At 61.5% G+C, this 22,355-nt stretch carries 11 protein-coding genes; 6 read left to right on the forward strand and 5 right to left on the reverse strand.

Annotated features, from left to right (window positions below; all coding sequences use genetic code 11):
- The first annotated feature begins 10 nt into the window (after positions 1–10).
- Complete coding sequence (locus tag EKL15_RS10690) at positions 11–2,293, forward strand: TonB-dependent siderophore receptor (protein ID WP_060425198.1); 2,283 nt, start codon at positions 11–13, stop codon at positions 2,291–2,293.
- Between the two features lie 56 nt (positions 2,294–2,349).
- On the opposite strand, the gene EKL15_RS10695 is transcribed toward EKL15_RS10690, so the two are convergent.
- The 3 genes from EKL15_RS10695 to EKL15_RS10705 form a co-directional block, all read right to left on the reverse strand.
- Complete coding sequence (locus EKL15_RS10695; RefSeq protein ID WP_038879328.1) at positions 2,350–3,582, reverse strand: YncE family protein; 1,233 nt, start codon at positions 3,580–3,582, stop codon at positions 2,350–2,352.
- Between the two features lie 47 nt (positions 3,583–3,629).
- A complete protein-coding gene (locus EKL15_RS10700) occupies positions 3,630–6,539 on the reverse strand; it encodes a condensation domain-containing protein (RefSeq protein WP_203089452.1) in 2,910 nt (969 codons plus the stop codon).
- 78 nt (positions 6,540–6,617) lie between these two features.
- A complete protein-coding gene (locus EKL15_RS10705; RefSeq protein WP_025304960.1) occupies positions 6,618–8,711 on the reverse strand; it encodes a TonB-dependent receptor in 2,094 nt (697 codons plus the stop codon).
- 534 nt (positions 8,712–9,245) lie between these two features.
- On the opposite strand from EKL15_RS10705, the gene EKL15_RS10710 reads away from it, so the two are divergent.
- On the forward strand, positions 9,246–10,856 hold the full coding sequence (locus tag EKL15_RS10710) for a condensation domain-containing protein (RefSeq protein WP_203089453.1): 1,611 nt from the start codon (positions 9,246–9,248) through the stop codon (positions 10,854–10,856).
- A gap of 64 nt (positions 10,857–10,920) precedes the next feature.
- Entirely contained in the window at positions 10,921–14,016 is a 3,096-nt protein-coding gene (locus EKL15_RS10715; RefSeq protein WP_203089455.1) for an amino acid adenylation domain-containing protein, read from the forward strand.
- Between the two features lie 42 nt (positions 14,017–14,058).
- Here EKL15_RS10715 and EKL15_RS10720 read toward each other — a convergent pair whose 3' ends face one another.
- Positions 14,059–15,402 (reverse strand): condensation domain-containing protein, encoded by a 1,344-nt coding sequence (locus EKL15_RS10720; protein WP_084826976.1) that lies wholly within the window; start codon positions 15,400–15,402, stop codon positions 14,059–14,061.
- A 275-nt stretch (positions 15,403–15,677) separates the two neighbouring features.
- Positions 15,678–16,994, reverse strand: a complete 1,317-nt coding sequence (gene gltP, locus EKL15_RS10725) for a glutamate/aspartate:proton symporter GltP (RefSeq protein WP_015376334.1) — start codon at positions 16,992–16,994, stop codon at positions 15,678–15,680.
- A 900-nt stretch (positions 16,995–17,894) separates the two neighbouring features.
- Here gltP and acs point away from each other — a divergent pair.
- The 3 genes from acs (at position 17,895) to actP (ending at position 21,914) form a co-directional block, all read left to right on the forward strand.
- On the forward strand, positions 17,895–19,853 hold the full coding sequence (gene acs / locus EKL15_RS10730) for an acetate--CoA ligase (protein ID WP_084826977.1): 1,959 nt from the start codon (positions 17,895–17,897) through the stop codon (positions 19,851–19,853).
- A 91-nt stretch (positions 19,854–19,944) separates the two neighbouring features.
- Positions 19,945–20,256, forward strand: a complete 312-nt coding sequence (locus EKL15_RS10735; protein ID WP_004930047.1) for a DUF485 domain-containing protein — start codon at positions 19,945–19,947, stop codon at positions 20,254–20,256.
- A complete protein-coding gene (gene actP / locus EKL15_RS10740) occupies positions 20,253–21,914 on the forward strand; it encodes a cation/acetate symporter ActP (RefSeq protein ID WP_203089457.1) in 1,662 nt (553 codons plus the stop codon). The genes EKL15_RS10735 and actP overlap by 4 nt, the downstream gene beginning before the upstream one ends.
- Positions 21,915–22,355 lie beyond the last annotated feature (441 nt).

Raw genomic sequence — 22,355 nt, forward strand, 5'->3', positions numbered from 1 at the left:
GGACACTCAGATGAAAAGCAAGCTATCACGTTATTCTTTAGCCACTCTTATCGGCTTGGGATTGGGCGCGTCCGCGTTCGCCAACGCCGCGCAGCAGACCGACACCACCACCACGGAAGAAAACAGCGGCACCACGGATAAAAAGCCGCGCGGCGAAGACACCATCGTCGTGACCGCCGCCCGGCAGAACCTGCAGGCGCCGGGGGTGTCCACCATCACCGCCGAAGAGATCAAAAAACGCCCGCCGGCGCGCGACATCAGCGAACTGATCCGCACCATGCCCGGGGTTAACCTGACCGGCAACTCCACCAGCGGCCAGCGCGGCAACAATCGCCAGATCGATATCCGCGGCATGGGCCCGGAAAACACCCTGATTCTGATCGACGGCAAACCGGCCTCCAGCCGCAACTCGGTGCGTCAGGGCTGGCGCGGCGAGCGCGACTCGCGCGGTGATACCGCCTGGGTGCCGCCGGAAATGATCGAACGCATCGAAGTGCTGCGCGGCCCGGCCGCCGCGCGCTACGGCAACGGCGCCGCGGGCGGCGTGGTCAACATCATCACCAAGAAGGCCGGCGATGCGCTGCACGGCTCGCTGAACGGCTACTTCAACGTGCCGCAGCACAAGCAGGAGGGCGCCACCAAGCGCACCGACTTCAGCCTGTCCGGCCCGCTGAGCGATTCCCTGAGCTTCCGCCTGTTCGGCGGCTACAGCAAAACGCAGGCCGACGCCTGGGACATTAACGAATCGCATAAATCCGAACGCGTAGGCGCCTACGCCAACAGCCTGCCCGCCGGGCGCGAAGGGGTGGTCGATAAAAACATCGACGCCTTGCTGCACTGGGACTTCGCCCATCTGCAGTCATTGGAGTTCGAGTATGCCTACGGCCGTCAGGGCAACCTGTATTCCGGCGATACCCAGAACACCAATACCAATGCCCTGGTGCAGAGCAACTACGGCAAAGAGACTAACCGCATCTACCGTGAAACCTTCGGCCTGACCCACCGCGGCGCCTGGGACAACGGCGTGAGCACCAACAACTACGTGCAGTTCGAGCGCACCCGCAATACCCGCCTGAACGAAGGCCTGGCCGGCGGAACCGAAGGCATCTTCGACACCAAAAATACCGGTTTCGGCACCACCAAGCTGGACGACTTCCTGGCGCACAGCGAAGTCAGCGTGCCGTTTGAGCTGGGCGTTTCACAGACCGCCACCCTGGGTACCGAGTGGACCCAACAGCGGATGAAAGACGGCACCTCCACCAGCCAAACGCTGATGGGCGGCACTATTCCCGGCATGGGCAACGGCACGCGCAGCCCTTACGCTTCCGCGCATATCTTCTCGCTGTTCGCCGAAGACAACATTGAGCTGACCGACACCACCATGCTGACGCCGGGTCTGCGTTACGATCTGCATTCAGAATCCGGCAACAACTGGAGCCCGGCGCTGAACCTGTCGCAGGAACTGGGCGACTACTTCACGCTGAAAATGGGCATCGCCCGTTCTTACAAGGCACCGACCCTGTACCAGACCAACGGCAACTACCTGCTGTACAGCAAAGGCCAAGGGTGTGCGGGCAGCGATGTCAGAAACGGCTGCTACCTGCTGGGTAACGACGATCTGAAGGCGGAGACCAGCGTCAACAAAGAGATCGGGCTGGAGTTCCATAACGAAGGCTGGCTGGCCGGCGTAACCTACTTCCGCAACGATTACCACAACAAGATTGAAGCGGGTAACTCGCGCATCGCCACCAGCAGCACCGGTACGGCGGTCTATCAGTGGGAGAACGTACCGAAAGCGGTGGTGCAGGGGCTGGAAGGCTCGCTGAACGTGCCGGTCAGCGAGACCGTCACCTGGAGCAACAACGCCACCTACATGATCGAGAACAAGAACAAGACCACCGGCGATTACCTGTCGGTGATCCCGAAGTTCACCGTCAACTCGACCCTCAGCTGGCAGGCTACGCAGGATCTGTCGATGCAGTCCACCCTGACCTGGTACGGCCGTCAGAAGCCGAAGAAGTACAACTACCAGGGTAAACCGGCCACCGGCGGCGAAACCCGCGAGGTCAGCCCTTATGCCGTCGTCGGCGCCAGCGCGACCTATGACCTGACCAAAAACGTCAGCGTCACCGCCGGCATCGACAACCTGTTCGACAAACGCCAGTTCCGCGCCGGTAACGCGCAGAACGTGGGCGACCCGATTACCGGCGCGATCAACATCGCCGGCGCGGGCGCGGCCACCTACAACGAACCGGGCCGTACCTACTACATGAGCATCAACACCCACTTCTGATGACATGACCCAACGACAAAGGGCGCCGAGGCGCCCTTTTTTATATTGATATTCAGTTAGTTGGTATGCAGCTGAATGCGCACCACGCTTTCCGGCTTACCGGCCTTGGTGGAAGCGCCGTCGTTTTTCACCGTCACGAACAGCGCGTCGCCTTTCGGATCCAACGCCAGGCTGTTAGGGTGCGGCGGCAGGTCTACGGTTTGCAGGCGCTTGAGCGTCTTGGCGTCGAACACCGTCAGCGTCCCGGCGCCATGATCCACGCGCACGCCTTTGCGGTTGGCGACATACAGCCGCTGACTGCGCTCGTCGAGCAGCAGGCCGATCGGCACCTCATCCGTCAGCTCGCTGGCCAGCACCTTGCCGCTGTCCGCATCCAGCGCAAACACCCGGTGGCCGCTGCTGCGCTTCACGTAGTCGTGCCCCAGATGATGGTTGCGGTAGTCGTCGCGATCGATGCCCTGATCGACGCCCAACAGGCGATTGCTTGCCGGGTCATACACCAGATTCAGCAGCTGATCGGCCTGCACTTCATGCGTGGCGGTGATCGCCAGCGTGTCGGCGTTCAGGGTGATCACCTGCCCCTGCATGTTGGAGACGAACACCCGGCGGCCCTTCTCATCCAGCGTGATACCCACCGCGTTGTAGCCGAAGCCCGGGATCACTTTCTCCAGCTTGCCGGCTTTGGTATCGACCACGTACAGCACGCTGTCGACGCCGAAGCCCAGGCCCGGCAGGAACAGGCGGCCGCTTTGCGCGTCATATTTGATCTCGCGGAGGCGGTACAGATAGTCCTCAGTGATTTTAAACTTCTTCAGCTCCGCCAACAGGAAATCCAGACGCTTGCCGCTGATGCCCGCCTGCTTGTAAGCCTGCTCCAGCACCGCTTTGTCCAGCAGCTTGATGCTGCCCAGCGCGTGGTTGGTGGTCGTGTCCACCACCCCGACTTCGCCGTTGAAAGCCTGCGTCAGGTACAGGCGATTGCCCGCATCGTTCAGCGCCACGCCGAAGCCTTTCACCTGCAGCGGGATCTCCGCCTTGATCGCCAGGGTGTTGGGATCCAGCCGCAGCACGCGGGAGCGCGCCTCTTCCTTCCAGTCCGGCGCGCTGACGAACAGCGCCTGTTGCGAGGTGCTGTAGGCCATCTCCACCACCGTCGATGACAGCGCCTCGCGCTTGATGTCCTGCGGTTTGATGCCGACATCGTCCGCCTGCGCGGCACCGGCGACCACCAGAGAGGCCGCCACCAGCAGCGACAGTAACGCGCGCGGGGTTGCTAGGGTTCCAGACATCCTTTTATCTCCTTGAAAATCATGCTTTCGGTTAGAGTGAAACAACGTCATGCCTGCGGCCCGGGCGGCAGCGCCGCCAGAGCGATATCGCCAGCGATGTGCTGCGCAAACTGGGTAAAGACGTGCTGAACGCCGTCGGCGATCAGATTGGCCTGCTCCCGGCTGTAGTGGTCCTGGCGGTAGGTCATCATCACCCGCAGGGATTTCTTCCCGGCCAGATCGTCTTCCATCACCTCAAACTGCAGGCCGAGCAGCGATTCGGCTTTCTCCGGCTCCACCTGACGGTAGGCGATCGCGCTGCCGTCCTGCAGCCGGAACTCGCCGTTCAGCTTGATGCGGCTGTGGATCTGGATAAACACTTCGAACATGTGGTTCTTGCGGTCGGCGTCCACGCCGAACAGCCCTTCCTCCACCAGATCGATCGGAATATCGGTGTACGGCAGCGAGCCATTGATGGTGTTTTTCACCTGGCTGACCAACCCGGCCACCGTCAGCCCCTCGTCGAAGCGCACGCGGTGCACCACTACGGTGGTGAAGTAGCCGACGGTATCGAAGAACTCGGCGTCGTTACGGCCGGAGGTCGAGGTGCCCACCAGCAGATCCGCCGGGCCGCCGAGCAGGCGCAGCGCCGAGGTAATCCCGGCATACACCACGTTGAACAGCGAAGCGTTGTTGCGGCGGGCGAGCTGATACAGGCCTTCCGCCACGGCAGGGTCGACCTCGAACTCCAGCCAGCCGCCGTTGACGTCCGCCGGTGCCGGCACCGCCGGATGGGTGGACGGCTCTTGCCGGAAGATCGGCTGGCCGACCGGCGCGCCGCGCAGCGCGTCGAGCCAGTAGTCCAGATGTTGCTGCTGCACCCCGGAGGCCCGCTGCTGCCGGGCGAAAGTGTGGAACTGCGGCGGTTGCCCGCTCCACTGCGGCGCCTGGCCGACGACGCGATGGCGATAGGCGACGCCCAGCTCATCCATCATCAGGTTGAGCGACCATTCATCCAGCACCACATGGTGGAACAACAGCGACAGCAGCTGTTGGCCGTTGTCCGCATCGCGCAGCAGCGTGACGCGCAGCGGCAGCTCGGCGGCCAGATCGAACCGGTGCTGGCCGGCATCGGCCAACAGGGCGGCGGCGTTGCCCGCCGGCGTCTCGTGGGAGAAGCGGAACCACGAGTAGTCCGAGAGTTCGGCAGCCGGCACCACAACCTGCACCACCTCACCCTGCTGCTCGACGAAGCGTGAACGCAGCACGGTATGGCGAGTCATGACGTCGATAAACGCCTGACGCAGCGCCGTTTCATCCACCGCATCGAAGAAGCGCAGAGAGAACGGCAGGTTGAAAATCTCGTCATGGCCGAAGGCTTCATACACCTTCCACAGCGATTCCTGCGCCAGCGACAGCGGCGCCTGCGCGCGATCATGATCGTCGGCGGTGGCCACCGCGGCATTCGGCTGCGCGACGTTCAGGCGTTTGGCGTAGCCCGCCAACCCGCGCGCCGTCGGATGGCTGAACAGATCGTTAATGTTGATTTCGATCTGATGCAGGCTCAGCAAACGGCCGATCACCCGGGTGGCGACCAGCGAATGGCCGCCGCGATCGAAGAAGTCTTCATCCAGGGTCATTTCCGGCGCCACCAGCGCCTCACGGAACTCCTGCAAAATCAGCGGTGCAACGCTTTCGTCCGCGTCGCCGTTCGCCGCCGGCGCGGCCATCGCCGGAGAAGCGGCCTCAGCCGCCGGCAAGGCGACGGCAATCCGCTGCCCGGCCAGGAACGCGCTGAACTGCTCCAGCAGGAAAGGCGCCACATGGGGAGACAGGCGCGGGTCGGTGACCAGCTCCAGCGTCAGCGCTTCCGCCTCGGGCAAGCCCAGCAGCAGCGCCAGTTCAAACGGCGTATGCAGCGGCGGCAGCAACAGTCGTTCGGCGTGAACCCCTTCCAGCCGCCACTCTGCGGCCAGATCGTCGCGCCAGGCCACCAGCAGCTGCGCTCGCTGCGAGTCCGGCTGTTCAGCCACGGCCTGCGCCAGCAGCCGCTGCCCGACGTCGCTCTCGCCATGCTGCACGGTCAGGCGCATCAGCGGCGGCGCCGTCAGGCCAAGCTCCAGGCCGACGAACTCCGCCGTTTCTGCGGCCGGCACGCACAGCTGCACCGCTTGGCCGCCGGCCTGCGCGGCGACGAACTCGGCAAACCGTGCCGCCACCGCCGCCAGCAAGGTCCGCGGCGTGTCGTTGGCGGGCAACAGCGAGCGAGCAATGCGCGTGACCACGCGCGAGCCCACCGGCGGCAACGCTTCAGCGCGCTGCGCCGGGCTGCGGTAATCCTGCAGCGAGACGGCCTGGCGCACCCACGGCAGCTGCGGCTCCGGGGTTTCCGCCAGCTCGACCGGCGCCACCGCGAAAGGCAGAGGCATCACATCCCCGTTGTAACGGGCGGACAGCATCGCCGGCAGGTGGCGCCACGGCAGCGTTTCCGCCAGGATGTCATGCAAGACCACGCCCAAAATCACGTCATCGCCCGGCGTGAGCAACAGCAGGCAGCGCAGCGGCGCTTCGCTTTCCAGTTCAAACGGCACCGCCTGCGCCTGTAGCAGGCAACCCATGGCATGTTGTTCGTCCGCGACCTGACGAAGGCTCACCGGCAACGGCGCCGAACCGGCTGGGCGTTTCACCAGACCGTTTTCGTCATCAAAAACGTAGCGCACGTCCACTCCCGGCGTTTCCCGCACCAGCGCCTGCAGCGCCGCCGTCACCCGGGCGATATCCACGTCCCCCGTCAGGCGCCAGGCCAGCGCCCGCTGCCCGCGTGCGTCACCCTGCTGCAGATGGGCGAACCACGCCCGCTCTTCGGCTTCGCTTACCGGCCGTTCGCCGTCCGCCGACGCCGCGCCCAGCGCCTGAAACGCGCTCTCCAGCCGCTGGGCCTCTTCATCGCTCAGAATGCTGTCAAAATCACCGATCACTGCGTTATCTCCTTTGCCCGGCCGTGCCGGGATAGCGCATAAAAAGGGGGACATTCGTCCCCCGTCATCGCGATAGCGTTAGAAATTCAGCTCAACTGCTGCACCGACCAAGCGGCCTCGCTGAAGAGTCGCCGTGTAGATGTCGTTGCTTCTGACCATCTCGCGGCGGTCTGAATCAAACAGGTTTTTCGCATACAGCGTGGCGCGACCGTAGTCGAAGGTGTAAGCCAGCTGGGCGTTGGCCGTCCAATAGGAGCCGATGCGCCCGCGCGAGTCGTTGTCGTATTGCGAATAGTAGGAGTCGGTAAACGCCACGTTGCTACTCAGCTCCCATCCTTTCAGGAACTGATATTTAGCACCCATGTTGGCGGTGTAAGCCGGTGCGCGCGCCAGCTCATGCCCTTCCACGCCGCTGCCCGAGAACTTCTTGATGTCGGTTTTCAGCAGGCCGAGGTTGCCGAACAGCTCGAAGTCCCAACGCGGCTGCCAGGTGGCGCCGATTTCCGCGCCGTAGGTTTCCACCTTGTCGGCGTTACGGATCACGCTGGAGTTCTCACCCAACGAATAAGGCAGCTGCATATCCTTGTAATCGTTGTAGAAGATGTTACCCGTCAGCACCACGTTGGCATCTTTCAGATGATGGCGGGTGTACAGCTCGTAGTTCCACACATACTCGGAACCGTAGGTATAGCTGACCACCGGCGTACCGATCGTGATGCCACCGCCGCCGGCGTTATAGCCGCGGGCGATCTTGGCGCCGTAGGTTTGGGTATCCGTCGGTTTCCAGGCCACGTCCAGCTTCGGCAAGAACACCGTGTAGGTTTCGTCGAAGTCGATGCGCACCGCCTGACTGCCGCCGTCGCGGCGACGGTGTTCGCGTTCCAGACGGCTGGCGGCGGTCACGTCCACCTGCGGCGTCAGCGCATAGGTCAGCTCGGCGAACGCCGAATGGGTATCGGTTTTATCTTTGAAGGTCGATCCGCCGAAGATGTTGACGAACTCATCCTGCGTACCGTGGAAATAACGCAGCCCCGCCAGCCCATGCAGGCGGCTGTCCGCGCCGCCAAAGCGCACCACCGGTTCTACGTGCACTTCCTGGCCGTCGATCTCGGCGTATTGGATGTTGTAAGCGGTCGGCCGATTGATATTGAAGTCGGTATAGATAACGCGGTTTTCAAACGTCAGCGCATCGGAGGCCTCCCAGGCCAGATCCCAGATGGTGCTGTTCATGTTGCTTTTGAACACGGCGCGGCGCGGATCGTGACGCGGATTGGTCGGGTGCGGCTGCGGGTTGAGGCTTTCGTTCTGTGGCGCGGTGCTGCCGAAGTGGTTAAAGGTCAGCTTGGTGGTCAGATCGCGCAGGCCGGCCGGGTTGAACAACAGCTTGGCGCGGGCAGTGGTGGCTTCCACTTCGCGCGGGTCGCCCACTGGCGCATAGGCCGGCAGATCGGCTTCGCTGCGGCGGCGCTGGCGATCGACGCTGACGCGGAACGCCAGCTGATCTTCCACCAGCGGGCCGGACGCCATGGCGGCCAGCTGTGAAGAGTGCTGGTTGCCGGCCCCGCCCTTGAAGGCGCTTTCCCATTCGAAGGTCGGATCTTTACTGGCCATAACGATGGCGCCGGCGATGGCGTTACGCCCCTGAATGTAGCTTTGCGGGCCGAGGAACACTTCGACGCGATCCAGATCCCACAGCGACTGCGGGCCGAACGCCTGTTCGTTATAGGTCAGCGAACGGCCGTCCAACGACAGATTGAGGCGCGGGCGGGTGCCGCTGAGGAAGGCGTTGGCGCCGACGTTCGGGCCGGAGCCGTCGATGCCGCGCACGGTCGGCAGTTCGTTGCCGATGCCCAGATCCACCACGTTGGGGGTCATGCGCAGCAGATCGGGGATCTGCACTGCGTCGGGCATCGAGGCGATGCGGTTGCTGTCGAACACCTGCACGCTGGAACCGGTGTCGAAAATGGAACGTTTGATCTTCTCACCGGTGACCAGCAGCGTTTCCGCGTCCTGGTAGGTTTCGTTGCTCTTGGTTTCCGCCGCGTTGACGTTACCGATCGCCAGTGAACATACCCCTAAAAATACGGAGGAAAACGCCCCAATGGCTTTCAACCCCGCTTTTTCCCCGTTTCCTACGCTTTCATGCCGTTGAGCCGCAAAATGCTTGCCCATAGATGTCTTCTCCTTTCATCCCAGAGGTGCACAAAATTTGATTTTTTTTACACAACCTACATCGACACTCACACAGACCATGACGCTCCGGCCTTCCCGACCTTTCTGTTGCTTATCCCTGCGGCAAACCCATGCCTTGCGCGGCCGAACGGGCGCGGCCCCGTCCACGGCCAAGCCGCCGGCGGAGCGGCCGGCGGCTTGTATAAAAACGTAAAATAATGTTAAGAATGATAATATTTTGCATTTTCTAATGCAAATCATTATCAATAAAGGTGTGAGGAAAGCCGCGATAACAGACAGAAAACCTTATACTTTCGCAGGTAAAACAGGCGCTGCAATAACAAGCAATCATTACAATGCTAAGAATAATATAGATAAATTATTCACACCCAACGATACGCCCGTCCGCCCTCGCTAAAACCCCTTATAGATAGCACCCTCGCGTCAAATGGATTAAATAATAATAATTTTCATTCCTATTAACATTTGGATATATTCTTGCAGTCTCGTTGGCTGAATCAAAATGGATACCCGATGAAAGCTTTGACCACGATGCAGGCCGCCTATTGGGTAGGCCGACAGTCCGCTCCTCCCCTCGGCGGCATGGCCGCCCACCTGTATGCGGAATTCGACGGCGGCGAGCTGGATCTCGCCCGACTGCGCCAGGCCGTCGATGCGCTGTACCTGCGTCATCCGCTGTTACGCCTGCGCATTACCGATGATGGCCGGCAGACGATCGCGCCTCCCGGCCCCCGGCACACCTTGCATCTCGACGACTGGCGGCACGCCGATACAGCGACGCTGGCAGCCGCGCTCGCCGCCAAACGCCAGGCAAAAAGTACCCAGCTGCTGCCGCTGGAACAGGGCGTGCCCTGCGATATCAGCCTGAGCCTGTTGCCGGAAGGGCGCAGCCGCCTGCATGTCGATCTCGATATGATCGCCGGCGATGCCATGAGCTTTCGCCTGTTGATGGAAGATCTGACGGCGTTTTATCACCAGTGCCCACCGGTACCCTCCCATGACGCGCCGCCGGCCTACTTCGATCACCTCGCACAACGTGACGCCGACGAGGCGCTGCGCCAGCGGCGCGAACGCGGCCAGCGTTGGTGGCGTGAGCGCCTGGCGCAGGTGCCACCGGCGCCGCGCCTGCTGCGCACGCCGGACCGCTGCCGCAGCGATCGCCTGGCCATACAGCTGGACGCAGAGGAAAGCCGCGCGCTGGAGAACGTCGCCAAACGGCACCACACCTCGCTCTCGACGCTGTTTCTCGCACTGTTCGCCCTGGCCGTCGGCCAGGGGTGGAACATGACGCGCTTTCGGCTCAACGTGCCGCTGTTCCACCGCGAGAGCGAACGGGAGGACGCGCATCGCCTCATCGGCGATTTCTCTAACCTGGTGCTGCTCGGCGTGGAGCTGAACCCGACGGAAAACCTGAGCGCCTTCTGCCGGCGCCTGATGACCCAGTTGGCGGAGCTGATCGAGCATGCGGATTACCCCGGCGTGAGCGTGATGCGCGATCTGTCGCGCCTGCACGGCAGCCTGCAGCCTTCGCCGGTGGTGTTTACCGCCGGTTTCGGCATCCGCGGCAAGACGCTGTTTTCCGAACGGGTCACCGACACCTTCGGCCGTCTCGGCTGGGTCATCTCTCAGGGGCCGCAGGTGGCGTTGGATGCGCAGGTCGCCCACGTCGACGACGGCATTCTGATCAACTGGGACGTGCGGCTCGACGCGTTCCCCGAGCAGGTGCTGCCACGCCTGCTGGCCTGTTACCGGGCGCTGCTGCACCTGGCCGCGCGGCAAACGGCGGCGTTCGATCGCCCGCTGTCGCACCTGCTGGCGCAATGCACGCCCGAGGCGCTGGCGCAGCAGGCGCCGGTGCGCCAGGTGCTGCATCGGCTGCTGGCGCGGGTGGCCCCCGAGGCCGGCTTGCGCGACCACGACGATATCCGCCGCTTGGCCTTGCCGGATGCCGGGGTGAACGCGCTGCTGACGGTGCTCAACAAGTATCTGACGGCGGGGCTGACGGCGCAGGATCTGGCGGCGCATTCCTCCCCTGCAGCGCTGGCGGCATTGATCTGCCAACGCTCGCCCGAGGCAGGAAGGCATGCGAAAACGCTGCTCGCCGCGCTGGCGCCGCAGCACTGAGATCGGTTTCCGGGCGCGCAGCGCCCGGCTCGTTTTAATCGGTTAGCGACTATAGGGAAGTACCATGGAGACAGCTTTAACCGCACTGCAGCAGGCCTATCTTCTGGGCCGCAGCGATCGATGGCCGCTCGGCGGCGTGGCGATGCACGACTTTCGCGAATACCACGCCCGGCAGCTGGACGTACCGCGCCTTGAAGCGCGCCTGACCGAGCTGGTACAGCATTACCCGGCGTTGCGCACCTGCATCAATGTGCAGCGCGGCACGCAGCACGTACGCCCGGAGGTGACGCTGCATCTGGATCGCCACGATCTGCGCGCCCTTGATGGCGAAGCGGCGCAGCGCCAGATCGAACAGCTGCGCGCGCGTTACTCCCACCAGCGCCACGATCCGAGCCAACCGCTGTGGCGCATCGCCGTGCTCCAACTTGCCGAACAGCAGGATCCGACGGGATCGCCGTACGATACGCTGATCTTCACCAGCTTCGATGCGTTGATCCTCGACGGCCAGGGGATCTCCACCGTGATCGCGCGCCTGTTTGACGATCGCCCTCTGGCGCCGACCGCCGCTGCGCTGCCGCCCCCTGCTGCACCTGCGGCGCAGCGCCAGGCCGATGCCGCCTACTGGCGCGACAAGCTGCAGGATGTCACCACCCCGTCAGCGTTACCGTGGCGCGCCCCGCTCGCCAATCTCACCTCGTCGCGCTATCGCCGCGCCACCCTGACGCTGCCGCGCGATACGATAAAACAGCTCGGCCGCCTGGGATCGCCACATGCGCTGCTGCGTAACAGCCTGCTGTCGGCGCTGATCCTCGATACGCTGGCCCACTGGACCACCGACGGCGAGCTGTGCGTCGGCGTGCCGGTGGCATTCCCCGCCGCCGACGGTGCACTGGGCAACGCCTCCAGCTTCGTAGCGGTACGCTATTCGCGCCACGGCGAAGATTTTATCCAGCGCGCACAAGCCTTGCAGGACGACGTGCTCGGCGCGCTCGACCACCTGACGTTTTCCGGCGTCGATCTGGCGCGGCAGTTGCTCGGCCAAAGCCAGGGCGGCCCGGCGCTGCCGGTGATCCTGACCAACTGCCTGGGCTGGGAGACGCTGCCGGCCGAGGCGCCGGTGCGCTTCCACGACGGCCTGACCCAAACGCCGCAGGTCGCCATCGACATTCGCCTGACGCTGGACAGCGAAAAAAACCTGCAGCTGTGCGTGGACTACGCCGAGCAGGCGCTGCACGGTGAACAGGTAGAAGCCATGCTGGCGGCATTGCAGCGACGCATCCTGCACAGCTGCCAACGGGCCGACCTGGCGATCGCGCCGCGGGACTTCATCGATCTGGCGCATTACCGCCACAACGACAGCGAAGCGAATTACGTACCTTATCCTTATCTGGCACAGCTGGCCGAGCGGCTGTTCGGCGCGCAAGGCGGCGGCAACGCGCTGATCTGCGGCGAACAGACGCTGACCTACCGCGAGCTGGGCCAGCGGATCGCCACGGCGATCGCCAATCTGGAGAGCCTCGGCGTGCAGCCGGGCAACGTGGTCGCGCTGTATCTGCCGCGCAGCCCGGAACAGATCATCTTCAGCCTCGCCTGCGCCCTGCAGGGCGTGATCTGGGTGCCTGTCGATATCAACTCGCCGCCGGAACGCACCGCCTACCTGCTGGAAAACTGCCGGCCGACGCTGGTGGTGCACGGCGGCGATCTGGAGACGCCGATCGGCGTGACGCCGGCGACCCTGCTGGCGCCGACGGATCGCGCGCCTGCGCTGCCGGATGAGCAGACGCTGGTTGAACGCAGCGCCAGCCAGGCCGCGAGCTACTACCTGTATACCTCCGGCACCACCGGTAAACCCAAATGCGTGGTGCTCAACAACCGCGCCACCGCCAACGTCGTCCACCAGACCCAGCAGCGCTGGGCGGTCACCGCCGACGACGTCTTCATTTCCGTCACGCCGCCGCACCATGACATGTCGATGTTCGATCTGTTTGGTTCGCTGTGCGCCGGCGCCACGCTGGTGCTGCCGGCGCCGCATCAGGAAAAGGACGCCATCAGTTGGAACCAGCTGGTGGAAAAGCATCGGGTCACCCTGTGGTGTTCGGTGCCCGCGATTCTGGAGATGCTGCTCACCTGCAAAACGGCCGACAGCCTGCGTTCGCTGCGCCTGGTGGCGCAAGGCGGCGACTACATCAAGCCGGCGACGGTACAAACCCTGCGTACCCTGCGCCCGGATCTCGCGCTGTTCTCGCTCGGCGGACCGACCGAAACCACCATCTGGAGCATCTGGCACCCGATCGCCCCGCAGGAGAACGGCACCGTGCCTTACGGCCGCCCACTGCCGGCCAACCGCTACTTCATCTGCCATGACGACGGCAGCCACTGCCCGGCCGGCGTGGTCGGCCGCATCCATACCGCCGGGATCAACCTGGCGTTGGGCTACCTGGAGCAGGGGGAGCTGAAGCAGCACGATTTCGTTACCCTCGAAGGGCCGGATGGGCAACCGCTGCGCGCTTTTCGCACCGGCGATCAGGGCTACTACCGGGCGGACGGCAACATTATGTTCGCCACCCGGGTGAACGGCTATGTGAAGATCCGCGGCGTGCGCGTCTCGTTGCCGGAAATCGAAGACGTGCTGCGCCGCCATCCGGCGATCCAGGACATGGTGGTGGTGGATTACCCCAGCGGAGAGAACAACGAGGCGGCGCTCGGTGCCCTGTATCTGACCCGCGACGGCAAACCGCTGCCGCTGTCCGAGATCCGCGCCTTCGCCACCGGCTATCTGCCCTGTACCCATATTCCGACACGCTTTATCCATGCCGAGGCGCTGCCGCTGTCCGCCAACGGCAAAACCGACCGCCATCGCATCCGTGCCGACCTGAGCCACCAGCAAACCGCGCCGGCGCTGAACGCCTGTGCGGCCCCACCGCCGAACGCGCCTTTGGCGCGCAGCGCAGAGATCCTGACCATTTACTGGCAGGCGATCGGCGTGGCGCCGCGCCCGGAATGGGGAGAAGAGACGGCATTTATCGCCATGGGGCTGAAGCTGCCGCATATCAAACAGGTGGCGGAACGCCTCAATGACGCTTTCGGCACCCGGCTGGTGAGCAGTTCGCTCCTGCCGTGCAAGAACGCGCGCGAAGTGGCGGCGTTGTTGGCCAACTGAAACCACACCACTCGGGCGGGGACATCCCCCGCCCACATTTTATCAGGCGGGCAACGCCGTCAGGGCCGCCAGCGGCTGCTCCCAGGCTTCCCACTGCAGCGCGCGCAACAGGAATTCCTGCAGCGCCTCGCCATAGTCCAGCGCATCCTCCGTCGGGAACTGCTCCAGATAAATATCGATATCCACCTGCAGATCGCGGGCGTCGGTGCGGCCGCGATAAGTCAGGTTAAAACCGTCGCCCGAGCCGCCGGCCAATACGCGGCGGGTGCCGCTACAGCCGACAAAACGAGGCGCATCGAAGGGTTGCACGTTGATGAAGGGGGAAATAAAGAAGCGCGAGTCAGGATCCACACCGCGATCGGCGGCCAGTTGGCGCAGGCGGTAGCCGGCGTGGCTGCGCAGCTCGCGCAGCTGCTGCGTCAGAGTGGTGAGAAAGCCCCCCAGCGTCTCCGCTTGCGGCGGTGACACCAGCAGCGGCAGGGTGTTGACCGCCAACGAAGGCACGTTGGTGGCGGCCTGCCCGCGGCGATTCATCGCCGGCATCCACATCGGCAACGCCTCGCCCTGCCGGGTGTCGCGGGGCATTACCTGAAATAGCCAGGCCGCCGACAGCGCCACCAGCAAGTCGGGCCAATTGATGCCGCTGCGCTCCGCCAGCTGCGCCAGTCGTTGCGATACCGCCGCCGGCAGCCGGTGGTGGGTGCTCAGACGCCGCACGCCATAGGCCTCACCGCCCTTGCGCACCGTCGGCAGCGCCTGCGACGGCGGCAGATAGCTCTGCCAAAAGCGCCGATCGCGCTCGCATCGCTCAGAACCCGCGTAGGCCAGCTCAGCCTGTTGAAAGGCGTCGAAGGCACCCAGAGGCATACCCGCGCTGCCTTCACCCAGATAGTGTGCATACAACGCGGCGCAGCGGTGTTCAATTAGCGCCATACCGAAACCATCAACCAGAATATGGTGCGCACGCACGTACCAGAGGTAGCGCTCCGGCCCCAGCTTGAGCAGCCAGGCGGCGGCTAACGGCTCGCAGTGCAGCGCCCGGCGCTGCGCGATATCTTCGCGCATCAGGTTTTGCGCCGCCTGCCAGGGATCGCCGTGCGTTTGTAGATCGATGCGTTGCAATGGCGGTATACGCTGTGGATCGTGCCGTAACGGCGGAGGAGAGTCGCCATGCCGCTCGCCAAAGCGCAGGGCAAACGCCTGCGTCTCGGCGAGGGTGGTGGCGATCGCCCGGCAGAGCGTCTCTTCCTCTACCGCGCCGCACAGTTCGGTGCAGTGTGCGACGGTGGACAGGGTCTGCCCGGGGTGCAAGGTGTGTTCTTCCCAGAAATCAAGCTGCGCTGGCGCCAGCGGCAACCATTCAGAGGCCAAAGCAGTGTCCGACATGTTACCTACCTTTGATAAGCCCGAATAAAGACGCCGAACGGGCGTAACCCCGCCGTTCAGCGGCTTTTGCGTGTCTCCATACATCATCAAATGAAAATGATAATAACATCTATTATCATTTCTATTAATTTGGTAACACTTTAGATTCTGTTAAGCGGGGATGCAAGTCGCGCAGTGGGGACGGAGAGAAGAAAGTGGCGGAGAGAAGACGGCTAAAAACAAAACGCCCCGGCACCGCTGCCCGGGGCGTTTTTAACGTCGGCGACGCTCGGTGATTAGGCCTGATTGGCCGGCTTCACCTTCTGCGCCAGAAACTCCGTTTCGTAGGCCAGCGCCTTCTTGCGATCGAACTGGTGCTCCCACTTGGCAATCACCAGCACCGCCAGCGCGTTACCCACGACGTTCAGCGCGGTGCGCGCCATATCCAGGATACGGTCCACGCCAGCGATGAACGCCAGGCCTTCCAACGGAATGCCGACGCTGCCCAGCGTGGCCAGCAGCACCACGAACGAGACGCCCGGCACGCCGGCGATCCCTTTCGAGGTGACCATCAGCGTCAGCACCAGCACGATCTCCTGCCCCAACGACAGCTCGATGCCGTACAGCTGGGCGATAAAGATAGCGGCAATGCTCTGGTACAGCGTCGAGCCATCCAGGTTAAAGGAGTAGCCGGTCGGCACCACGAAGCTGGTGATCGACTTGGGCGCGCCGTAGGCCTCCATCTTTTCGATGATGCGCGGCAGCACCGTTTCCGAGCTGGCGGTGGAATAAGCCAGGATCAGTTCGTCTTTCAGGATACGGATCAACGTCCAGATGCGCAGGTTGCACAGCCGGGCGACCGCCCCCAGCACCACCAGGGCGAAGAACGCGATGGCGAAGTACACCAGCACCACCAGCTTGGCCAGCGGCAGCAGCGAGGCGAAACCGAAGTTGGCTACCGTGACCGCAATCAGGCCAAACACCCCGATCGGCGCATAGCGCATGATCATGTGGGTGACTTTGAACATGCTCTCGGACACCGCCTTGAACACCTTCAGCAGCGGCTCTTTGGTCTCTTTCGGCAACGACGACAGCCCCAGACCGAACAGCACCGAGAAGAAGATAATCGGCAGCATGTCGCCCTTGGCCATCGACGAGAAGACGTTCGACGGGATCAGCGACAGAATGGTCGCCACCAGACTGTGCGAACCGCTTTGCACCTGTTCGGTGGTTTTCTCATACTGCGAAATGTCCACCGTGGTCAGCGTCGACATATCGATGCCGTGGCCGGGTTGGAATACGTTGGCCAGCGTCAACCCCACCACGATGGCAACGGTGGTGATCACTTCGAAGTAAATAATGGTTTTCAATCCGATGCGGCCCAGCTTTTTCGCATCGCCCACGCCGGCAATACCGACGATCAGCGTGGAAATAACGATCGGTACCACAATCATCTTGATCAGGCGAATAAAGATATCACCCGCCGGGCTGAGAATATTGCTGACCAGCCACTCACGAGATTCTGTCTGGTTGTGCAATACCGCGCCAACAATAATACCCAGTACCAACGCGATCAGGATTTGCCAAGCCAGGCTAATTTTTACACTTTTCATACCCAAAAAGTCCTCAAAGACTCTTTTCGCCGTACAAAGTCGCAACACGGAGAAAAGAATACTTAATCATTTATTACAGGCTTATGTTAATTCAGTGGAAGCGTTCACCTGCCCTGGGTGCAACGCAGTATAAATCTGTATCATCCGGGCGGCATACTCTGCAAGCCTTGATTTGTCAGGGTTGAGCGCTGAATCGAATAACAAAAATTTCGCGTTACTATTTCAAATGGCATAATTGCTTGTTATTAAAAACATAATTTCTCATGCAATGAAGCACATAACCGCGCCGACGACGTTTTTTTGAACGCCATTAAAATGCGTTATTTTTCGTCCATTCTGCATATTTAATCCGCATCAAATGTTTATATTTTGTTATGCAAAAGTCAAATAAATGAGAATTGACCGAGTGACATTTTCGACCATAAATGCAGCACCGCTTTATATTTAGCTTAAAAATCGAACGATGGCGCAGAGTGAATGCCCTAGGATATCACCCGACCTTTCATCAGGAATTAAAGGTTAATAAAACGTTATTTCACGATATGCCGTCCATCGTTATATCGCGTTAATACCAACTTCGAATATTAATAGCGGAAAATAATCCAAAAAGATTTATAGCGTGAAATAACGCAGGCCTTTCCCACGCGATTAATCACGAGGCAAACAGTCTCGTCTTTTTTTATTCTTTTTTGTTCTTTAGATAAGTGTTTTTGGCTAAAAACGCGGGTTTATGATGAATTAAACGCCAAAGAGATAGATACGTCCCGCAAATGCGACAGAACTATTACAAATCAATATCTTTGTTGCGTGATCTGCCGCGCAAAAAAGAAACAAAGAATCGTAGCAAACTATACTTAACCTTCAGTTGACATATCATTAACAACTTCAAGGAGAAAAGCTATGAGCCAACTGCATAAACACGCTATTCCTTCTGCAATTGCAGAGCGCGCCCTGATTAATCCGGCACAATACCAACAGTATTATCAACAGTCGGTTCAAGACCCAGAGGCTTTCTGGGGTGAGCATGGCAAAATCCTGGACTGGATCAAACCCTATACCAAAGTTAAAAACACGTCGTTCGATCCCGGCCACGTCAGCATTCGTTGGTTTGAAGACGGTACGCTGAACCTGTCTGCCAACTGTCTGGACCGCCATCTGGCTGAGCGCGGCGACCAGACCGCCATTATCTGGGAAGGCGATGACCCAACCCAATCCAAGAACGTGACTTACAAACAGCTGCACCATGACGTCTGCCAGTTCGCCAACGTGCTGAAAAAGCTTGGCGTGAAAAAAGGCGACGTGGTGGCTATCTATATGCCGATGGTGCCGGAAGCGGCGGTCGCGATGCTGGCCTGTGCGCGCATCGGCGCCGTACATTCGGTGATCTTCGGCGGCTTCTCGCCGGAAGCGGTCGCCGGACGCATTATCGACTCCAACGCCAAACTGGTCATTACCGCCGATGAAGGCCTGCGCGCCGGCCGCGCCGTGCCGCTGAAAAAGAACGTCGACGATGCGCTGAAAAATCCCGGCGTGGTCAGCGTGGCCAACGTGGTGGTATTCCAACGCACCGGCAAACCGGGTTACTGGCAGGAAGGGCGCGATCTGTGGTGGCATGAACTGACCCAGGGCGTCTCCGCCGACTGCCCGCCGGAAGAAGTGAACGCCGAGGACCCGCTGTTTATCCTGTATACCTCCGGCTCGACCGGCAAGCCGAAAGGCGTGCTGCACACCACCGGCGGCTACCTGGTGTACGCTGCGATGACCTTTAAGTATGTGTTCGACTACCACGACGGCGACATTTATTGGTGCACCGCCGACGTGGGCTGGGTCACCGGCCACAGCTATCTGCTGTACGGCCCGCTGGCCTGCGGCGCCACCACGCTGATGTTCGAAGGCGTGCCTAACTATCCAGGCGTCAATCGCCTGTCGCAGGTGATCGACAAACACCAGGTCAACATTCTGTATACCGCGCCGACCGCCATTCGCGCCCTGATGGCCGAAGGCGACAAGGCGATCGAGGGCACCCGACGCGATTCGCTGCGCATCATGGGCTCGGTCGGCGAGCCGATCAACCCGGAAGCCTGGGAGTGGTATTACAACAAGATAGGCAACGCAAAGTGCCCGATCGTCGATACCTGGTGGCAAACCGAAACCGGCGGCTTCATGATTACCCCGCTGCCGGGCGCCACCGAGCTGAAGGCCGGTTCCGCCACGCGGCCTTTCTTCGGCGTACAGCCGGCGCTGGTCGATAACGTCGGCACACCGCAGGAAGGCGCCTGCGAAGGCAACCTGGTGATCGTCGACTCCTGGCCGGGCCAGGCGCGTACCCTGTTTGGCGATCATGACCGCTTCGAGCAAACCTACTTCTCGACCTTCAAAGGCATGTACTTCAGCGGTGACGGCGCCCGCCGCGACGAGGACGGTTACTACTGGATCACCGGCCGCGTCGACGACGTGCTGAACGTCTCCGGCCACCGTCTGGGCACCGCCGAGATCGAGTCTGCGCTGGTATCGCACCCGAAAATCGCCGAAGCGGCAGTGGTCGGCATTCCTCACAACATCAAAGGCCAGGCGATCTACGCCTACATCACGCTGAATCACGGCGAAGAACCGACGCCGGAGCTCTATACCGAAGTGCGCAACTGGGTGCGTAAAGAGATAGGGCCGATCGCCACGCCGGACGTGCTGCACTGGACAGATTCGCTGCCCAAAACGCGTTCCGGCAAGATCATGCGGCGTATCCTGCGCAAAATTGCCGCCGGCGACACCAGCAACCTGGGGGATACCTCCACGCTGGCGGATCCGGCCGTAGTCGACAAGCTGTTGGAAGAAAAACAATCAATGAAAGTGCCGTCATAATTTACGCCGCTTCAGGCCGCTCATTCGGATAACGCGCCGTTGAGCGGCCCTGGCGCGGCGTACTCTATCAATACCTACTGGAGACACTCTGATGAATGACACCATTTATCAAGGGATTGAAGAAAACCCGCGCTTTAAAGAGCTGGTGAGAAAACGCGGCCGGTTCGCCTGGCTGCTGTCGCTGATTACGCTGGCGCTGTACGTCGGCTTTATTCTGTTGATCGCCTTCGATCCGCAATGGCTCGGCACGCCGATCGCCGCCGGATCGACCATCACCCGCGGGATCCCGGTCGGCGTCGGGCTGATCGTGATCTCTTTCGTCTTGACCGGGATCTACGTGTTTCGCGCCAACGGCGAGTTCGATCGCCTCACCGCAGAAATCCTGCGTGAGGTGAAACAATGAAGCGTTTATGCTCCGCCCTTTCCGCCGCCGCGTTGCTGTTGCTGCCCGGTCTGGCTCATGCCGACGCCATCGGCGGCGAAGTGCATCGTCAACCGCTGAACATCCAGGCGATCGTGATGTTTATCCTGTTTGTCGGCGCCACCCTGTACATCACCTACTGGGCGTCCAAACGCACCCGTTCCCGCCAGGACTACTACACCGCGGGTGGGCGCATCACCGGCCTGCAAAACGGCCTGGCGATCGCCGGCGACTTCATGTCCGCCGCCTCGTTCCTCGGCATCTCCGCCCTGGTTTACACCTCGGGTTATGATGGCCTGATCTATTCCATCGGCTTCCTCATCGGCTGGCCGATCATTCTGTTCCTGATCGCGGAGCGCCTGCGCAACCTCGGCCGTTATACCTTTGCCGATGTCGCCTCTTACCGTCTGCAGCAGAAACCGATCCGCACCCTGTCGGCCTGCGGCTCATTGGTGGTAGTCGCGCTGTATCTGATCGCGCAGATGGTCGGCGCCGGCAAGCTGATCCAGCTGCTGTTCGGGCTCAACTACCACGTGGCGGTGATCCTGGTCGGTATCCTGATGGTGTTGTACGTGCTGTTCGGCGGCATGCTGGCCACCACCTGGGTGCAAATCATCAAGGCGGTGCTGCTGCTGGCCGGCGCCAGCTTTATGGCGCTGATGGTGATGAAGTCGGTCAACTTCGACTTCAATACCCTGTTCGCCGAAGCGGTGAAGGTGCATCCGAAAGGCATCGCCATCATGAGCCCCGGCGGCCTGGTCTCCGATCCGATTTCCGCGCTGTCGCTCGGCCTGGCGCTGATGTTCGGCACCGCCGGTCTGCCGCACATCCTGATGCGCTTCTTCACCGTGAGTGACGCCAAAGAAGCGCGCAAGAGCGTGTTCTACGCCACCGGTTTTATCGGTTACTTCTATATCCTGACCTTTATCATCGGCTTCGGCGCCATCTTGCTGGTCAGCGCCAATCCGGCGTTCAAAGACGCCACCGGCGCGCTGCTGGGCGGCACCAACATGGCGGCGGTACACCTGGCCAATGCCGTTGGCGGCAGCTTCTTCCTCGGCTTTATCTCGGCGGTGGCCTTCGCCACCATTCTGGCGGTCGTAGCAGGCCTGACGCTGGCCGGCGCCTCGGCCGTTTCCCACGATCTGTACGCCAGCGTGATGAAAAACGGCAAGGCGACCGAGCGCGACGAGCTGAAGGTCTCCAAAATCACCGTTGTGGTGCTCGGCCTGGTCGCTATCGCGCTGGGGATTTTGTTCGAGAAGCAGAACATCGCCTTTATGGTCGGGTTGGCGTTCTCTATCGCCGCCAGCTGTAACTTCCCTATCATCATCCTGTCGATGTATTGGTCGCGTTTGACCACTCGCGGCGCGATGATTGGCGGCTGGCTGGGCCTGCTGACGGCGGTGATTCTGATGATCCTCGGCCCGACGATCTGGGTGCAGATCCTCGGCCATGAAAAGCCGATTTACCCGTATGAATATCCGGCGCTGTTCTCGATGATCGTGGCCTTTGTCGGTACCTGGCTGTTCTCGATCACCGACGGCTCGCTCGCCGGGCAGCAGGAGCGGGAACGCTTCCGGGCTCAGTTTGTCCGTTCGCAAACCGGGCTGGGCATCTCTCAGGGCAGCTCGCATTAACCGAATAATAAGTGAAAAAGCAAACACACCCTAATCAAAGGCCCTTCGGGGCCTTTTCTCTGGCTGTTTATCGGAGAGAAGCTGGGAAAAGCAGCGCAGCCTAGCTGCGCTTTTTTGCATTTTACGCATAGCAAAAAGCCCTGAACGTCAGTTCAGGGCTTTCGGCTTGGTTTGATGCCTGGCAGTTTATGGCGGGCGTCCTGCCCGCCCCCCTTCGGGCCGTTGCTTCGCAACGTTCAAATCCGCTCCCGGCGGATTTGTCCTACACAATTCGTCTCATCCTGAGACTCTCCCTTCCAGGGCCGCCGCACGCGGCGTTAAGGCCCGTTCCCGACGGGCCTTTCGCATGCCCATGCTCGTGCAGAACGCCAGATAACAGACAAAACAAAAAGCCCCATGCTTTCGCATGAGGCTTGTTGTTTTATTTGATGCCTGGCAGTG

Origin of the sequence: Serratia sp. 4542 (assembly GCF_016805595.1) — a bacterium.
GTDB classification, from domain to species: domain Bacteria; phylum Pseudomonadota; class Gammaproteobacteria; order Enterobacterales; family Enterobacteriaceae; genus Serratia; species Serratia nevei.

What these genes read in the sequence shown, in the direction of transcription:
- EKL15_RS10715 (WP_203089455.1), top strand. Translation starts at nt 10,921, where the DNA reads ATGGAGACAGCTTTAACCGCACTGCAGCAGGCCTATCTTCTGGGCCGC.
- EKL15_RS10690 (WP_060425198.1), top strand. Translation starts at nt 11, where the DNA reads ATGAAAAGCAAGCTATCACGTTATTCTTTAGCCACTCTTATCGGCTTG.
- EKL15_RS10735 (WP_004930047.1), top strand. Translation starts at nt 19,945, where the DNA reads ATGAATGACACCATTTATCAAGGGATTGAAGAAAACCCGCGCTTTAAA.
- EKL15_RS10710 (WP_203089453.1), top strand. Translation starts at nt 9,246, where the DNA reads ATGAAAGCTTTGACCACGATGCAGGCCGCCTATTGGGTAGGCCGACAG.
- actP (WP_203089457.1), top strand. Translation starts at nt 20,253, where the DNA reads ATGAAGCGTTTATGCTCCGCCCTTTCCGCCGCCGCGTTGCTGTTGCTG.
- gltP (WP_015376334.1), bottom strand. Translation starts at nt 16,994, where the DNA reads ATGAAAAGTGTAAAAATTAGCCTGGCTTGGCAAATCCTGATCGCGTTG.
- acs (WP_084826977.1), top strand. Translation starts at nt 17,895, where the DNA reads ATGAGCCAACTGCATAAACACGCTATTCCTTCTGCAATTGCAGAGCGC.
- EKL15_RS10720 (WP_084826976.1), bottom strand. Translation starts at nt 15,402, where the DNA reads ATGTCGGACACTGCTTTGGCCTCTGAATGGTTGCCGCTGGCGCCAGCG.
- EKL15_RS10695 (WP_038879328.1), bottom strand. Translation starts at nt 3,582, where the DNA reads ATGTCTGGAACCCTAGCAACCCCGCGCGCGTTACTGTCGCTGCTGGTG.
- EKL15_RS10705 (WP_025304960.1), bottom strand. Translation starts at nt 8,711, where the DNA reads ATGGGCAAGCATTTTGCGGCTCAACGGCATGAAAGCGTAGGAAACGGG.